The sequence below is a fragment of the Microbacterium karelineae genome, assembly GCF_009745985.1.
Classification (GTDB): domain Bacteria; phylum Actinomycetota; class Actinomycetes; order Actinomycetales; family Microbacteriaceae; genus Microbacterium; species Microbacterium karelineae.
The window spans coordinates 38,008-52,736 of sequence record NZ_WFIX01000182.1 but is presented as its reverse complement, the minus strand read 5'-3'; the positions used below and the strand labels follow the sequence as shown (position 1 = coordinate 52,736).

12 protein-coding genes are annotated in these 14,729 nt (G+C 73.6%); 5 read left to right on the top strand and 7 right to left on the bottom strand.

Annotated features, from left to right (window positions below; genetic code table 11):
- Nucleotides 1–4: 4 nt before the first annotated feature.
- The 4 genes from GB932_RS09300 to GB932_RS09285 are packed head-to-tail and all read right to left on the bottom strand — an operon-like array spanning nt 5 to nt 3,761.
- Nucleotides 5–664, bottom strand: coding sequence for a response regulator (locus GB932_RS09300; protein WP_156760422.1), 660 nt, complete (start codon nt 662–664; stop codon nt 5–7).
- On the bottom strand, nt 661–1,935 hold the full coding sequence (locus GB932_RS09295) for a sensor histidine kinase (protein WP_156760421.1): 1,275 nt from the start codon (nt 1,933–1,935) through the stop codon (nt 661–663). Before GB932_RS09295 ends, GB932_RS09300 begins: the two co-directional genes overlap by 4 nt.
- Nucleotides 1,936–1,946: 11 nt before the next feature.
- The gene (locus tag GB932_RS09290) at nt 1,947–2,798 is read right to left on the bottom strand and encodes an ABC transporter permease (RefSeq protein WP_156760420.1); all 852 of its coding nucleotides are present in this window, start codon (nt 2,796–2,798) and stop codon (nt 1,947–1,949) included.
- Nucleotides 2,799–2,840: 42 nt separating this feature from the next.
- Nucleotides 2,841–3,761: an ABC transporter ATP-binding protein gene (locus GB932_RS09285; protein ID WP_156760419.1), complete on the bottom strand. Its 921-nt coding sequence runs from the start codon at nt 3,759–3,761 to the stop codon at nt 2,841–2,843.
- Nucleotides 3,762–3,862: 101 nt separating this feature from the next.
- Here GB932_RS09285 and dapF point away from each other — a divergent pair, with 101 nt between their 5' ends.
- The gene (gene dapF / locus GB932_RS09280) at nt 3,863–4,741 is read left to right on the top strand and encodes a diaminopimelate epimerase (protein ID WP_156760418.1); all 879 of its coding nucleotides are present in this window, start codon (nt 3,863–3,865) and stop codon (nt 4,739–4,741) included.
- 72 nt (nt 4,742–4,813) lie between these two features.
- Here dapF and GB932_RS09275 read toward each other — a convergent pair whose 3' ends face one another.
- Nucleotides 4,814–5,497, bottom strand: coding sequence for a LysE/ArgO family amino acid transporter (locus GB932_RS09275; RefSeq protein ID WP_156760417.1), 684 nt, complete (start codon nt 5,495–5,497; stop codon nt 4,814–4,816).
- A 74-nt stretch (nt 5,498–5,571) separates the two neighbouring features.
- On the opposite strand from GB932_RS09275, the gene GB932_RS09270 reads away from it, so the two are divergent.
- The gene (locus tag GB932_RS09270; protein WP_156760416.1) at nt 5,572–6,462 is read left to right on the top strand and encodes a LysR family transcriptional regulator ArgP; all 891 of its coding nucleotides are present in this window, start codon (nt 5,572–5,574) and stop codon (nt 6,460–6,462) included.
- Nucleotides 6,463–6,468: 6 nt separating this feature from the next.
- On the opposite strand, the gene GB932_RS09265 is transcribed toward GB932_RS09270, so the two are convergent.
- Nucleotides 6,469–7,107, bottom strand: coding sequence for a class I SAM-dependent methyltransferase (locus GB932_RS09265; RefSeq protein WP_156760415.1), 639 nt, complete (start codon nt 7,105–7,107; stop codon nt 6,469–6,471).
- Between the two features lie 102 nt (nt 7,108–7,209).
- Here GB932_RS09265 and hflX point away from each other — a divergent pair, with 102 nt between their 5' ends.
- From hflX to GB932_RS09250, 3 genes are all read left to right on the top strand, one after another.
- Nucleotides 7,210–8,736, top strand: coding sequence for a GTPase HflX (gene hflX / locus GB932_RS09260; protein WP_156760414.1), 1,527 nt, complete (start codon nt 7,210–7,212; stop codon nt 8,734–8,736).
- A 164-nt stretch (nt 8,737–8,900) separates the two neighbouring features.
- Complete coding sequence (locus GB932_RS09255) at nt 8,901–12,830, top strand: Pls/PosA family non-ribosomal peptide synthetase (RefSeq protein WP_156760413.1); 3,930 nt, start codon at nt 8,901–8,903, stop codon at nt 12,828–12,830.
- Nucleotides 12,827–14,188 carry a M1 family metallopeptidase gene (locus GB932_RS09250; protein WP_231916096.1) on the top strand — a complete coding sequence of 454 codons (1,362 nt, stop codon included), beginning with the start codon at nt 12,827–12,829 and terminating at the stop codon, nt 14,186–14,188. The genes GB932_RS09255 and GB932_RS09250 overlap by 4 nt, the downstream gene beginning before the upstream one ends.
- Here GB932_RS09250 and GB932_RS09245 read toward each other — a convergent pair.
- Nucleotides 14,163–14,729: a 4'-phosphopantetheinyl transferase family protein gene (locus GB932_RS09245; protein WP_156760411.1), complete on the bottom strand. Its 567-nt coding sequence runs from the start codon at nt 14,727–14,729 to the stop codon at nt 14,163–14,165. The genes GB932_RS09250 and GB932_RS09245 overlap by 26 nt on opposite strands.

Below are 14,729 nucleotides of genomic sequence, written 5' to 3'. Positions count from 1 at the left end.
GGCGTCACCCGACGAGCCCCCACTCGTAGGAGCGGATGACGAGCTGGACCCGGTCGCGTGCCCCCAGCTTCTGCAGCAGGCGGCCGATGTGGGTCTTCACCGTCGAGACCGACAGGAAGAACCGCTCCGCGAGCTCGTCGTTCGAGAGCCCCTCGCCGATCGCGACGAGGATCTCGCGCTCGCGTGGCGTGAGCGTCTCGAGCAGCGGGTCCTGTTCGGCGCGGGGCGCGGGGGCATCGACGAATCGTTCGATCATCCGCGCCGTCACGCGGGGCGCGAGCGCCGCGTCGCCCGAGTGCACGGCGCGGATCGCCCCGAAGAGATCCTCGGGGCGCGCATCCTTGAGGAGGAAGCCGCTCGCGCCGGCGCGGAGCGCGCCGAACGCGTATTCGTCGAGGTCGAAGGTCGTCAGCACGAGCACCCGCGGGGCACCGGACGCGGCCGTGATCGCCTCGGTCGCCGCGATGCCGTCGACGCCCGGCATCCGCACGTCCATGAGCATCACGTCGACGCCGCCCGCGCGCGCGAGGTCGATCGCCTGGCGCCCGTCGGAGGCCTCGCCGACGACCGTGATGTCGGGCAGGGGATCGAGCATCATGCGCAGCCCCATGCGCACGAGCTCCTGGTCGTCGATGAGGGCGACGCGGATCGTCTCGTTCGTCATTCCGATGCCTTTCGTGGGGGATCCAGCAGGAGCGTCGCGCGCACGCGCCAGCGCCCGTCGGGTCGAGGACCGGCGACGACCTCGCCGCCGTGGAGGGCGGCGCGTTCGCGCATGCCGACGAGGCCGCGTCCGTCGCCGTCGGACGGGAGGGGGTCGCGAGTGAGGTCGCTGTCGACGGTGATGGTGACCCGCCCGTCGCGGTTGCGCACGCTCACAGCGACGGCCGGGGATCCAGGAGCGTGGCGCAGGACGTTCGTGAGCGACTCCTGCACGATGCGATAGGTCGTGAGCGCGACGCCGCCCGATGCGAGGGGCTCTCCCTCGCTGCGCCATGTCACCGGCATCCCGGCGTCGCGGAACTGGGCGATGAGCGCGGAGAGCGAGTCCGCCCCGGGCTGCGGCGCGAACTCGGCGGGCGTGTCGGGGGAGCGCAGGACGCCGAGCAGGCGGCGCATCTCGGCGAGAGATTCACGCCCCGTGTCGGCGACGCGGCGCATCGCGTCGGGCGCGCGATCGGATCCCACCTCGGCCTGCGCCGCCGCGCCCTCCGACAGCGTGATCATCACCGTGAGGCTGTGCGAGACGATGTCGTGCATCTCGCGGGCGATGCGCGTCCGCTCCTCCGACACGGCGAGCCGGGCGCGCTGGTCCCGCTCGCGCGCGAGGTCCTCGGCGCGCGCGATGAGGGCGTGCTCGTATCGGCGGCGCCCGCCGATCCAGAGCCCCACGAGGGTGGGGATGACGAAGGCCGCACCCACCTGCAGCACGTCGGCGATCAGGAGCGCCCACCAGGGGCCCGCCGCCCGGTCGGCGTCGAACTGCATGAGGACGAAGGACGCGGCGGCGGCGATGCCGAACCCGATCCACGCCCGCCGCACGCCGGCGAACACGCCGAGCGAGTAGAGCGCGACCCACGCCGCGGCACCGCTCGCGGCCCCCTCGTTCCCCGAGCTGGCCGCCGAGACGCCGAGCGCGAGGACGAGAAGGAGGAACGGCCACCGGCGGCGCAGCATCACGCCGGCGGTGAGCACGACGGTTCCGATGATCGACACGACGATCGTGCGCGGTCCGTCCTCCGGTGCCGATCCCAGGGCGATGACGAGCAGCACGTGGGGCGCGATGACCGCGACGATCGCGATGAGCGCGTCGATCGCGCGGGGGTGGTGGTCGATCCATCGGCGGAAGACGCCGGGCGGCCGCGGCAGCTCGACGGCGGACGCCTCGCCCGGCCCCGGAGGGGGGACGGGCGAGGCGGGCGTCGACGGGCTCATCGTGTGCGAATCTACGCGTCCTTCCGCGTCGCGACGGCCGCACCGCCGAAGAACGCGACGGCCGCCCAGCCGATCGTGATCAGCACATCGGCGACGAGCTCGCCTGTGATCTCGGCGTGCACGACGGTGAGGGTCTGGCCCGTCGTCCCGAGCAGGACGTCGCCGATCTGGGTGGCCCACTCCCACGGCAGCTGCATGAGGATGGTCGGCACGAGGAAGAGGAAGACGAGCGCGAGCGTCACCGCCCACGTCTCGGAGCGGAGGATCGCGGCGACGCCGATCGAGAACACGGCGACGCACGCCGTGAAGAGCGCGCCGCCGAGGATCGGCAGGACGATCTCGAGGAGCGGGTCGCCGAAGGTCATCGAGATGCCGAAGGTCGACATGATGACGGCGCCGACGACGAGCGCGAGGGCGAAGGCGATCGCGGACGCGACGAACACGCTCGCGCCGACGACGACGGTCTTCGCCGCGAGCATCGCGGCGCGACGGGGCGACGCGGCGAGCTGCGTGCGGAGGGACCCTGTGGAGTGCTCCTTCGCATAGGCGGCGGCGCCGACGATCGTCGCGACGGCGATCGCGAACATCGCGCCGTTCATCGCGAGCGACGTCGCGCTCGGCAGCATCGCCTGCGCGGCGGGTCCGCCGCCGGCGTCGACGTATTCGAATCCGAAGATGAGCGACATCGCGATCGCGGGAAGCAGCACGAGCGCGGTGCCGATGACGAGCGCCACGGTGGTGCCGCGGAGGCTGGACAGGCTGATCCACTCGGCCTTCAGGAGAGTGGAGAACCGCACGCGGGCGGGGGACGGACCCGCCGCGCGGGCGGCGGGGGACGGGGCGGGGGCGGTGACGGTGGTCATGTCGTGAGGTCCTTGTCGTGAGGAGCGGCGTCGTGAGGAGCGTCAGGCGGCGAGCGCGGCGGCGTCGCTGCGGTACTCGGTGGCGTCGTCGGTGAGGGCGAGGTACGCGTCCTCGAGGGACGCGGCGACGGGCGTCAGCTCGTGCAGGTCGAGCCCTTCGAGGGCTGCGACGCGCGCGATGCGGTGCGCGGGGATCCCCGCGACCTCGAGCTCGTCGCCGGCCGTCTGCGTGATCGCCACGCCGTCGGCGGCGAGAAGCGATGTGAGCACCGTCGCGTCCGACACCCGCACGCGCGTCGTGGGGTTCTCGGATGCGCGGATGAACTCATCGATCGGGGCGTCGGCGAGGACCCGCCCGCGACCGAGCACGATGATGTGGTCGGCGGTCTGCGCCATCTCGCTCATGAGGTGCGACGAGATGAAGACGGTGCGGCCTTCGGCGGCGCGGGCGCGGGCGAATCCGCGCACCCAGTGCACGCCCTCGGGGTCCAGGCCGTTGACGGGCTCGTCGAACATCAGCACCTGCGGGTCTCCCAGCATGGTGGCGGCGATCCCGAGGCGCTGGTGCATGCCGAGCGAGAACCCGCCGATGCGGCGCCTCTGCACGGCGGCGATGCCCGTCAGCTCCATGACGTCGTCGACGCGGCGGCGAGGAAGCCCGTTCGTCGCGGCGAGGAGGCGCAGGTGGTCGACCGCGCGCCGGCCGGGGTGCACGGCCTTCGCATCGAGCAGCGCGCCGGCCTGGCGCATGGGGTCGGGATGCTCGGCGAACGGGCGGCCGTTCACGGCCGCGGATCCGCTCGTGGGGCGGTCGAGCCCCATGATCATGCGCATCGTGGTCGACTTGCCGGCGCCGTTCGGTCCGAGGAATCCCGTGACCTGACCGGGCTTCACGGTGAACGACACGTCGTCGACGGCGGTCTGTGCGCCGAAGCGCTTGGTGAGGTTCTCAGCGGTGATCATGACATCCATCCTTCGCGGGTGCCCGGCCGGGCACATCGGAGCAAGGGACGATCCTCGCCTCGCGGCGTCATACCTGGGGATGAGGTCCGTAGACTGGCGGCATGCCCGAGATCCCCTTCACCAAAGGCCACGGCACCGGCAACGACTTCGTGATCGTCGCCGACCCCGACGGGGAGATCGACCTCTCGGCCGACCAGGTCGCGGCGCTCTGCGATCGCCACTTCGGGATCGGGGCCGACGGGCTGCTGCGCGTCGTCCGATCCCGCGCGATCGACGCCGGCGCGGCCGCGCTCGCCGCGGATCCGGCCGCCGAGTGGTTCATGGACTACCGCAACGCCGATGGATCCGTCGCGGAGATGTGCGGCAACGGCGTGCGGGTGTTCGCGCGCTACCTGCTCGACACCGGGCTCGCCACGCTGGATCCGGGATCGACGCTCCCGGTCGGCACGCGTGACGGAGTGAAGGCCGTCACGCGCAGCGATGCCGGGTTCGAGGTGGACCTCGGTCGCTGGCGCGCGGAGGCGGGCGATCCGCTCGTGCGCGCGAAGGGCCTCGACATCGCGCGCCCCGGGATGGGCGTCGACCTCGGCAATCCGCACATCGTCGTCGCGCTCGCGAGCGACGCGGAGCTCGAGGGGCTCGACCTCGGGGTGATCCCGGTGATCGACCCGGCCCCCGCGCATGGCGCGAACGTCGAGTTCGTCGTGCCCTCGGATCCGCTCGTGTCGGGCGGGATCGGGCGCGTGCGCATGCGGGTCTTCGAGCGCGGCGTCGGCGAGACCCTCTCCTGCGGCACGGGCACGGTCGCCGCGGCCCTCGCGGTGCGCAGCTGGGCGGGACAGGGGGCGCCGGATCGGTGGAGCGTCGAGGTGCCGGGCGGCACGCTCGGCGTGCGCATGGTCCCCGGGCCCGATGGCGAGCGCGTCGCCCTCTCGGGACCCGCCACGCTCGTGTACTCCGGGACCGTCACTCTGGCCTGAGCGCGAGATGGGTCGCCGCGAATCGCCAGTGGACGGCCGGTCCGACTGACGATCGCTGGCGACCCTGGCGGATCAGCCGAGCGCGAGCAGCGTCGCGAGGCCCAGCATGACCACCGCGATGGCGGCGTCGAGCACGCGCCACGAGAGCGGAGACCGCAGCCAGCGGGCGGCGTACCGCGCGGCGAAGGTGAGGAACGCGAACCAGGCCGCGCTGCCGAGGATCGCGCCGGCGGCGAAGAACCAGCGCGCGTCGCCGTAGGTCGTCGACACGGATCCGAGCAGCAGCACGGTGTCGAGGTACGTGTGCGGGTTGAGCCAGGTGATCGCGAGGCACGCGAGCACCGCGGGGAGAAGCGCGGTGGCCGCGCGCGGGGGAGCGGTGGTGATCGTGAGCGTCTGGCCGTGCGTCTCCTCGCGCACCACGGGCTCCGCGGGCCTGACGTCGATCGTCTCGCCGCCCCCGCGCACGGCGCGCCACCCGGCGAGCAGGCCGTAGCCCGCGAGGAACAGCACGCCCGCCCAGCGCGCGGCGTCGAAGACCCACGGCGCGCTCTCGATCACCACGCCGAATCCGCCCACGCCCGCCGAGATCAGCGCGATGTCCGAGGCGAGGCACACGGCCGCGAGCATGATCGCGGGGCGGCGGCTCGCCCCGGCGCCCCGGATCCCCTGCCGCAGCAGGAACACGTTCTGCGCGCCGGGGGCGGCGATGAGGGAGAGGCAGAGGCCGAGCCCCGAGAGCAGCGCGGTGAACATGCCTCCATGCTCGGCGCCCGCGTGGCAGAATCAAAAGCAGATGTGGCTCATCGCACGTTGATGAAGGAACGCTTATGTGGATTGCCCCCGAGCTCGCCGAGACCGTCGCCGCGATCGTCGACGAGGAATCCTTCGAGCAGGCCGCCCGGCGACTGCGGATCTCGCCGTCGGCCGTGAGCCAGCGGCTGCGCGCCCTCGAATCCCAGCTCGGCCGCGTGCTGCTCGTGCGCTCGCGCCCCGTGCGGCCGACGGAGGCGGGCGCGACGGTCCTGCGCCTCGCCCGCCAATACGAGGTCGTCGGTCACGAGGCCTCCGTGTCGCTCGGCCTCGAGCGCGGCGAGGCGATGCACGTGCCGATCGCCGTCAACGCCGACTCGCTCGCGACCTGGCTGCTGCCGGCGCTCGAGGCAGTCACCCGCGCACACGAGGTCACCTTCGAGCTCCTGCGGGAGGACGAGGACCGCACGGCGACCCTGCTCGAGACGGGATCGGCGCTTGCCGCGATCACGTCGGAGGGGCGCCCGATCGGCGGCTGCTCCGTGACGGCGCTCGGCGCGACGGAGTACGTCGCGGTCGCGACCCCCGCATTCATCGCGCGCTGGCTGCCGGCCGGAGTCTCCCGCGACGCGCTCGCGGCCGCGCCCCTCATCGACTTCGACCGCTCCGACGACATCCAGTCCGACTGGCTGCGCGCGCACGGCGTCGACCCCGTCGGCCCACCGCGGCACTATGTGCCGGCGTCGGAGGACTACGCGGCCGCGATCCGGCTCGGCATGGGGTGGGGGATGCTCCCGCCCGCTCAGGCGCTGCCGTCGATCGAGCGAGGATCCCTGCGCGCGCTTGGGGCGCCCGATCTCACCGAGCCGCTGTTCTGGCAGCAGTGGAACATCGACTCGCCCGCGCTGGCCGCGATCCGCGAAGCGGTCGCGACGCACGCCAGGGCCGCGCTCGCGCAGCGGGAGTGAGCGGCGTCAGCTGGTCGGGATCGGGCCCGTGGGCGGATCCCCGTGGTGGCGCACCTTGAGCACCCGGAAGCCCTTCGCGGTCGCGTGGCGCCTGCTCGAGAACCCGTCGATGAAGGTCTGGTCCATCCATCGGTGCAGCGAGTCGCTGCCGAGGTTGCGCTGCACGACGAAGTAGCCATCGCTGTGCCGGTCGAGGCGCGGGATCCACGTCTCGAGCAGTTCGTGCAGGGCCGGCTTGCCGATGCGGATCGGCGGGTTCGAGCGGATCGTGCGGAACACGACGTCGTCGGGGATCTCGTCCGCCGTCACGGCGTGGACGTTGTCGAGCCCGAGATCGGCCGCGTTGCGGCGCACGAGGTCGAGCGCGCGCTCGTTGACGTCGAGCGCCCAGACGCGGGCGTGCGGCGCCTGCATCGCCATCGTCAGCGCGATCGAGCCCCAGCCGCACCCGAGATCCAGGAAGTCGCCTCCGGCGGGGGCGTCGGGTGTGTTCGCGAGGAGCACCTCGGTGCCCTTGTCGATCCGTTCCGGGCTGAACACCCCGCGCGCCGTCGTGATCTCGACATCGCGCCCGTCGAGGGCGATGCGGATCCGGCGGAGCTGTTCAGGGCTCGAGGGCGCTGCACTGAAATAGTGTTCCCCCATGAACGGCGAGCCTACCGGAGTCGCCTTCTCGTCGGAACCGTCCCCTCACGGGTTCGGCGCGGTATCCTGAAAGGCTTGAGACCCCTCCACGAAAGGACCCACGTGGTCGAACCCACAGACACCGGCGACCGAACGGTGTCCGCTCCGCGCGACGACGACGCCGTCGAGCGCATCCTCTCCCGAGACGCCGCCCATTCCTCCACGCGCGTGTTCGGGCCCGCCCAGGCGCTGCAGGCCGACGAGACGACGCGCGGCGGCGGCGACGGGGAGCAGTGGGATCTCGAGGCGCGGCATGCGCTGCGCCGCGTGCCCGGCCTGTCGACCGAGCTCGAGGACGTCACCGAGGTCGAGTACCGCCAGGTGCGCATGGAGAACGTCGTTCTCGTCGGCGTGTACTCCGCGGGTTCGCTCGAGGACGCCGAGAACTCGCTGCTCGAGCTCGCGGCTCTCGCCGAGACGGCCGGATCGATCATCCTCGACGGCGCGCTGCAGCGCCGCCCGCACCCCGACCCCGCCACCTACGTCGGGCGCGGCAAGGCGGAGGAGCTGCGCGACATCGTGAAGGCCGAGGGCGCAGACACCGTCATCGCCGACACCGAGCTCGCGCCCAGCCAGCGTCGCGCGCTCGAGGACGTCATCAAGGTCAAGGTCATCGACCGCACGGCCGTGATCCTCGACATCTTCGCGCAGCACGCGAAGACCCGCGAGGGCAAGGCGCAGGTCGAGCTCGCGCAGCTCGAGTACCTGCTGCCGCGCCTGCGCGGCTGGGGCGACTCGATGAGCCGCCAGGCCGGTGGCCAGGTCGGCGCGGGCGGCGCGGGCATGGGCTCGCGCGGTCCCGGCGAGACGAAGATCGAGCTCGATCGTCGTCGCATCCGCACGCGCATGGCCATCCTGCGGGGGCAGATCCGCGGCTTCGCGCCGGCGCGCGAGGCGAAGCGCGCCGAACGCACCCGCCACACGGTTCCGTCGGTCGCGATCGCCGGCTACACGAACGCCGGCAAGTCGAGCCTGCTCAACCGCCTCACCCAGGCGGGCGTCCTCGTCGAGAACGCGCTGTTCGCGACGCTGGACGCGACCGTGCGGCGCACCGAGACGGAGGACGGTCGGGTGTTCACGCTCGCCGACACCGTCGGCTTCGTCCGCAACCTGCCGCACCAGCTCGTCGAGGCGTTCCGCTCGACGCTCGAGGAGGTCGCGGGCGCCGACGTCATCGTGCACGTCGTCGACGGCAGCCACCCGGATCCGGCCGGCCAGCTCGCGACGGTGCGCGATGTGCTCGCCGACGTCGGGGCACGCGATGTGCCCGAGATCGTCGTGTTCAACAAGATGGACCTCGTCGGCGACTCGGAGCGCCTCGTCCTCGCAGGGCTCGCGCCCCGGGCGGCGTTCGTGTCGTCGCACACGGGCGACGGGATCGCCGAGCTGCGCCGGATGGTCGAGGGCGCGCTGCCCGTCCCGGAGGTCGAGGTGCGGGCGCTCGTGCCGTACAGCCGCGGCGATCTCATCTCGGCGATCCACGAGTCGGGCCAGTTCCTCGAGCAGAGCCACGAGGAGGCGGGAACGCTCGTGCGCGCGCGGGTGAGCGAGCGCCTCGCGTCCGAGCTGGGGCCGTTCCTCGCGGCCTGAGCCTCGACGAGTTTCCCGTCCGTTTCCCTCGGGCCGCTACCCTGAGCGGTTGTCCGCCCGTCGGCGGGCGCCGGATCGACCCGAGGAACCGCACACGATGCACCGCACGCCGCAGACCGCGTTCGCCGCGACGATGACCCGTTCGATTCGCCGGAGCGCGTGACGTGGGGCAGGATACGCTCGACCGCGGCCACGCCGCGCCGGAGCCGCGCACCCTCGTCGACATCCTGCGCGCCTCGGCCACGGCGAGCCCCGACGCCTCGGCCCTCGAAGACGAGAGGGGCGCGCTCAGCTACGGCGAGCTGCTCGCGCTCGTGAACCGCACCGCGGATCGCCTGCACGCGGCCGGCGTGCGCCGGGGCGACCGCATCGGCGTGCGCATGCCGTCGGGCGATCGCTCCCTGTACCTCGGGATCCTCGGGATCCTCGCGGCCGGCGCCGCCTACGTCCCCGTCGACGCGGACGACCCCGCCGAGCGGGCCGAGCTCGTGTTCGGCGAGGCGCGCGTGGCGGGAGTCATCGGCGCGGGCGGGATCTACGCCCCCGCGGACGGCGAGGCGACAGGCGCGCGCCTGTTCGACGGCGACGACCCGCACCCGAGCGCCCGTCCCGCGGCGCGCGCAGAGCGGCCGGGGCTCGATGACGATGCGTGGATCATCTTCACCTCCGGCTCGACGGGCGTCCCGAAGGGCGTGGCCGTCTCGCATCGTTCGGCGGCCGCCTTCGTCGACGCGGAGGCCCGCATGTTCCTGCAGGACGCGCCGCTCGGCCCGGGGGATCGCGTGCTCGCGGGCCTGTCGGTCGCCTTCGACGCGTCGTGCGAGGAGATGTGGCTCGCGTGGCGCCACGGCGCCTGTCTCGTGCCCGCGCCCCGGGCGCTCGTGCGCTCGGGGGAGGATCTCGGTCCCTGGCTCGTCGGGCACGGCATCACGGTCGTCTCGACCGTGCCGACCCTCGCGGCGCTCTGGCCCGAGGACGCCATCGAGAACCTGCGCCTGCTCATCTTCGGCGGCGAGGCGCTGCCGCCCGAGCTCTCGTCCCGCCTCGTCGGCGAGGAGCGCGAGGTCTGGAACACGTACGGGCCGACCGAGGCGACCGTCGTCGCGTGCGCCGCGCGCATGGACGGATCCGCGCCCATCCGCATCGGACTGCCGCTCGACGGCTGGTCCCTCGCGGTCGTCGACGCGGACGGCGCGCCCGTCGCGGACGGCGAGGTGGGCGAGCTGATCATCGGCGGCGTCGGTCTGGCGCGCTACCTCGATCCCGCGAAGGACGCCGAGAAGTACGCCCCCATGCCGAGCCTCGGCTGGGATCGCGCCTATCGCTCGGGCGATCTCGTGCGCGCGGATCCGGAGGGCCTCGTCTTCCAGGGCCGCGCGGACGACCAGGTCAAGATCGGCGGGCGCCGCATCGAGCTCGGCGAGGTCGAGGCGGCCCTGCAGGCGCTCAGCGCGGTCTCGGCCGCGGCGGTCGCCGTGCGGCAGTCCGCGGGCGGGGTGCCCCTGCTCGTCGGCTACGTCGTGCCCGTGGGCGAGTTCGACCGCGCCGCCGCGCGCGCCGAGCTCGCGGAGGCGCTGCCGGCCCCGCTCATCCCCGTGCTCGCCGTCATGGACGAGCTGCCGGTGCGGACGTCCGGCAAGGTCGACAAGGCGGCGCTCCCGTGGCCGCTCGAGAGCGCGGGCGATGAGGCATCGAGCCTGTCGGGCACCGCGGCGTGGCTCGCGGAGCAGTGGGCGGCGGTCCTCGGCGCGCACCCCGGCGACGAGAAGGCCGACTTCTTCGCCCTCGGCGGCGGATCCCTCGCGGCCGCGCAGCTCGTCTCGCGCATCCGCACGCGCGCCCCCGAGTTCACGATGGCGGACGTCTACGACCTGCCGCGGCTCGGGCAGATGGCGGCGGCGGTCGGCGACGGGGAGGACGATGCCGACGCCGGCGCCGAGGCGGGCTTCACCTCGGCGCGCCCGACGCCGCGGCGCATGCAGTGGGCGCAGACCCTCGCGAGCGCGCCGCTCTTCGTCCTGACGGGCGCCAGGTGGATGACGTGGCTGCTCACGGCGAGCGCGATCCTTGCGCTGGTCCCCGGCTTCGAGTTCCTTCCCGCCGCGCCGCTGTGGCTCGTGATCGTGGGCATCGTCGTGTTCGTCACCCCGTTCGGGCGGATGTCGATCTCGGCGCTCGCCGCGCGGATCCTCCTCGCGGGCGTCGCTCCTGGCGACTATCCGCGCGGCGGATCGGTGCACCTGCGCCTCTGGCTCGCCGAGCAGATCGCGCACCAGATCGACCCCGTCGGCCTCGCGGGCGCGCCGTGGGTGACGTACTACGCGCGCGCCCTCGGGGCGAAGATCGGCCGCGACGTCGACCTGCACACGCTGCCGCCCGTGACGGGCATGCTGCAGGTCGGTCGTGGGGCGGCGATCGAGCCCGAGGTCGACCTCAGCGGCTCGTGGATCGACGGCGGCACCGTCCGCATCGGCGGGATCCGCATCGGCGCCGGCGCGACCATCGGCGCGCGCAGCACGCTCGCGCCCGGCGCCAAGATCGGCCGAGACGCGGAGGTCGCTCCCGGATCCGCCGTGTTCGGCCGTGTGCGCTCGGGGCAGCGCTGGGCCGGGTCGCCCGCCGCGCGGATCGGGGGCGCGTCCGCCCCGCACACCGGATCGCGGCCCGCCTCGCCGCGCCGGTGGCTGTGGGCGTACGCCGCCTCGTCGGTGGGCCTCGGCCTGCTGCCGTTCGTCGCGTTCGCCGCGGGCGGCGCAGTGCTCGCGCTCGGCGTGCGCGGCGCCGATTCGCTCGCGCACGCGATCCCGGGCGCGCTCGCGTGGCTCGTCCCCGCCGTCCTCGTGGCTGGCGTGGTGTTCGCGGGATCCGTCGTGGGGCTCGTCCGCCTGCTCGCGCTCGGCCTGCGCGAGGGCGAGCACCCCGTGCGCAGCCGGATCGCATGGCAGGCGTGGACGACGGAGCGGCTGCTCGACTCCGCCCGCACCCTGCTGTTCCCGCTCTACTCGAGCCTGTTCACGCCCATCTGGCTGCGCATGCTCGGCGCGCGCGTCGGGCGCGAGGTCGAGGCCTCGACGGTGCTGCTGCTGCCGTCGCTCACCCGGATCGATGACGGCGCCTTCCTCGCCGATGACACGATGGTCGCGACCTACGAGCTGCGCGGCGGCCGCATGCGGCTCGCGAAGGCGCGCATCGGCAAGCGCGCGTTCCTCGGCAACTCCGGGCTCGCGGCCGCCGGCCACCGCGTGCCGAAGAACGCGCTCGTCGCCGTGCTGTCGGTCGCCCCCGAGAAGGCGAAGTCCGGATCCTCGTGGCTCGGCTCGCCGGCGGTGCGGCTGCGCCGCGTCGTGAACGACGCCGATCTCGAGCGCACCTACCGGCCGCGCCCCGCGCTGCGCGTCGCCCGCGCGCTGTGGGAGCTGTGCCGCATCGTGCCCGTCTTCGTCACGTGCGCTCTCGGGCTCGCCGTCATGGGATCCCTCGCCGCGATGATCGATGCGTGGGGAGTCCTCGTCGCCTGGCTGCTGTCCGGCGTCGTGATGATCCTCGCGGGCGCCGTCGCGGCCGGGATCACGACCCTCGCGAAATGGGCGTTCGTCGGGCGGATCCGCCGCGGCGAGCACCCGCTGTGGTCGAGCTTCGTCTGGCGCACGGAGGTGTCCGACACCTTCACCGAGATGCTGGCGGCGCCGTGGTTCGCGAATGCCGCGGCGGGCACGCCCGCCCTCGCGCTGTGGCTGCGGTCGCTCGGCGCGAAGGTCGGCCGCGGCGTGTGGACCGACAGCTACTGGCTGCCCGAGCCCGACCTCGTCACGCTCGGCGACGGCGCGACCGTGAACCGCGGATGTGTGGTTCAGACGCATCTGTTCCATGATCGGGTGATGAGCATCGACACCGTCACCCTCGAGCGGGGCGCGACGCTGGGTCCGCACAGCGTCGTCCTGCCCGCGGCGAGCATCGGCGCCGACGCCACGGTCGGCCCCGCGTCGCTCGTGATGCGCGGCGAGGACGTCCCCGTGGGATCGCGATGGAGCGGCAACCCGATCGGCCCGTGGCGCGCCGTCACGGTGCGCGCATACCAGGCGGACGCCTCGTGACCCGCCGCGATCGCCACGCGGCCGACGACCCGTACGCACCGCAGGTGGGGGATCCGCGGTTCGGCGTGCGCCACTACGACCTCGCACTCGACTACCGCGTCTCGTCCAACCGCCTCGAGGGGCGCGCGACGCTCACCTGCCGTGCCGTGGAGCGGACACGGGCGCTGTCCCTCGACCTCTCAGGGCTGCGGGCGAGCCGCGTGCGCGTCGCCGGTGACAAGAAGGCGTCGTTCCGGCAGCGCGAGAACCGCCTCGAGATCGGCCTGACGCGAGCGCTCGCGGAGGGCGACGACGTCGAGGTCACGATCGACTACGCCGGATCCCCGCGCCCGCGGCGCAGCGCGTGGGGCGCGGTGGGCTGGGAGGAGCTCGAGGACGGCGCGCTCGTCGCGTCGCAGCCCGTCGGCGCCGCGACCTGGTACCCGTGCAACGACCGCCCCGCCGACAAGGCGACCTATCGGATCTCCCTCACGACCGAGGCGGCCTACGACGTCGTCGCTGGCGAGCGGGGATCGGTCGCCGCGCGCGGCGGCCGGCGCACGTGGGAGTTCGCCCACACGCAGCCGACGGCGAGCTACCTCGTCGCCGTGCACATCGGCCGCTACACCCGCCGCGAGGTCGACCTCGCGGGCGTCGCGGGCGAGATCCACCACCCGCCGCTTCTCGCGAAGCGGGTCTCCGCGGACTTCGCGTCGCTGCCGCGCATGATGGCGGCCTTCGAGGACGCGTTCGGCGCCTACCCCTTCCCGGCCTACACGGTCGTCGTGACCCATGACGACCTCGAGATGCCGCTCGAGGCGCAGGGGGCGGCGGTCTTCGGAGCGAACCACATCGACGGCGAGGGCACGCTCGAGCGGCTCATCGCTCACGAGCTGGCCCACCAGTGGTTCGGCAACAGCGTCGGGCTCGCGTCGTGGCGCGACATCTGGCTTAACGAGGGCCCCGCGTGCTACGCCGAGTGGCTCTGGTCGGAGCGCGCGGGCGGGCACTCCGCCCATGCCATCGCGCTCGCGCACCACGCGCGGCTGCGCGAGAAGCCGCAGGACCTGCGGATCGGGGATCCGGGTCCCGACCGCATGTTCGACGACCGCCTGTACAAGCGCGGTGCCCTGACGCTGCACGCGCTCCGGCTCGAGGTCGGGGACGAGACGTTCTTCCGGATCCTGCGGGCGTGGACATCGCGGCACGGCGGCGGCACGGCGACGTCAGACGACCTCGTGCGGCTGTGCGAAGAGGTCTCGGGCGCGAGCCTCGGGCCGCTGTTCGAGGCGTGGCTCCGCCGGGAGGAGCTGCCGGACCTGCCGAACGCCGACGGCGTGGCCCCCGCGCCCCTCAGCGAGGTCGCGCTCGGCGAATAGCGACGCTCACCGCCATCCCCGGCGGGGCGGGCGCGGGGGCCACCTCGAAGGTGCCGCACGCGTCGGGCAGCGCGGCGATGCGCGCGCCCGGCAACCGAGTCGCCGTGCGCGGCGCGCGGAACCGCACCTCGCCGGGCGCGACGCGCAGCCCGCGCCCGTCGGCTTTGACGACCGCCTCGATCATCGTCCAGCCGCGCACATCGGGCGGAGTCGCGGGAGCGAACAGCGGCGCGAGCTCTGCCAGCGGGCCGTCGCGCTCCGGCTCGGCGTCGACGCCGAGCGCCGACACGTGCTCGCTCCGCGCGGCGGCTGCGACGACGACGCCGCCGGCGTAGCTCACGCTCACCGCGACGGGCGCGTCATCGGCTCGCGGCCTCCCGTGGTCCGTCGCGCCGCAGCGGGGGCATTCACGTGACACGGCCGGATCCGCGCCGGGCGCGAGCTCCGCGATCAGCCCGGCCAGCAGCGCGCGACCGGTCGCGGATCGCGCCGCGCCCGCGTCCGCCCATACGAGCGAGACGGGCCCGATGCGCGCGCCCAC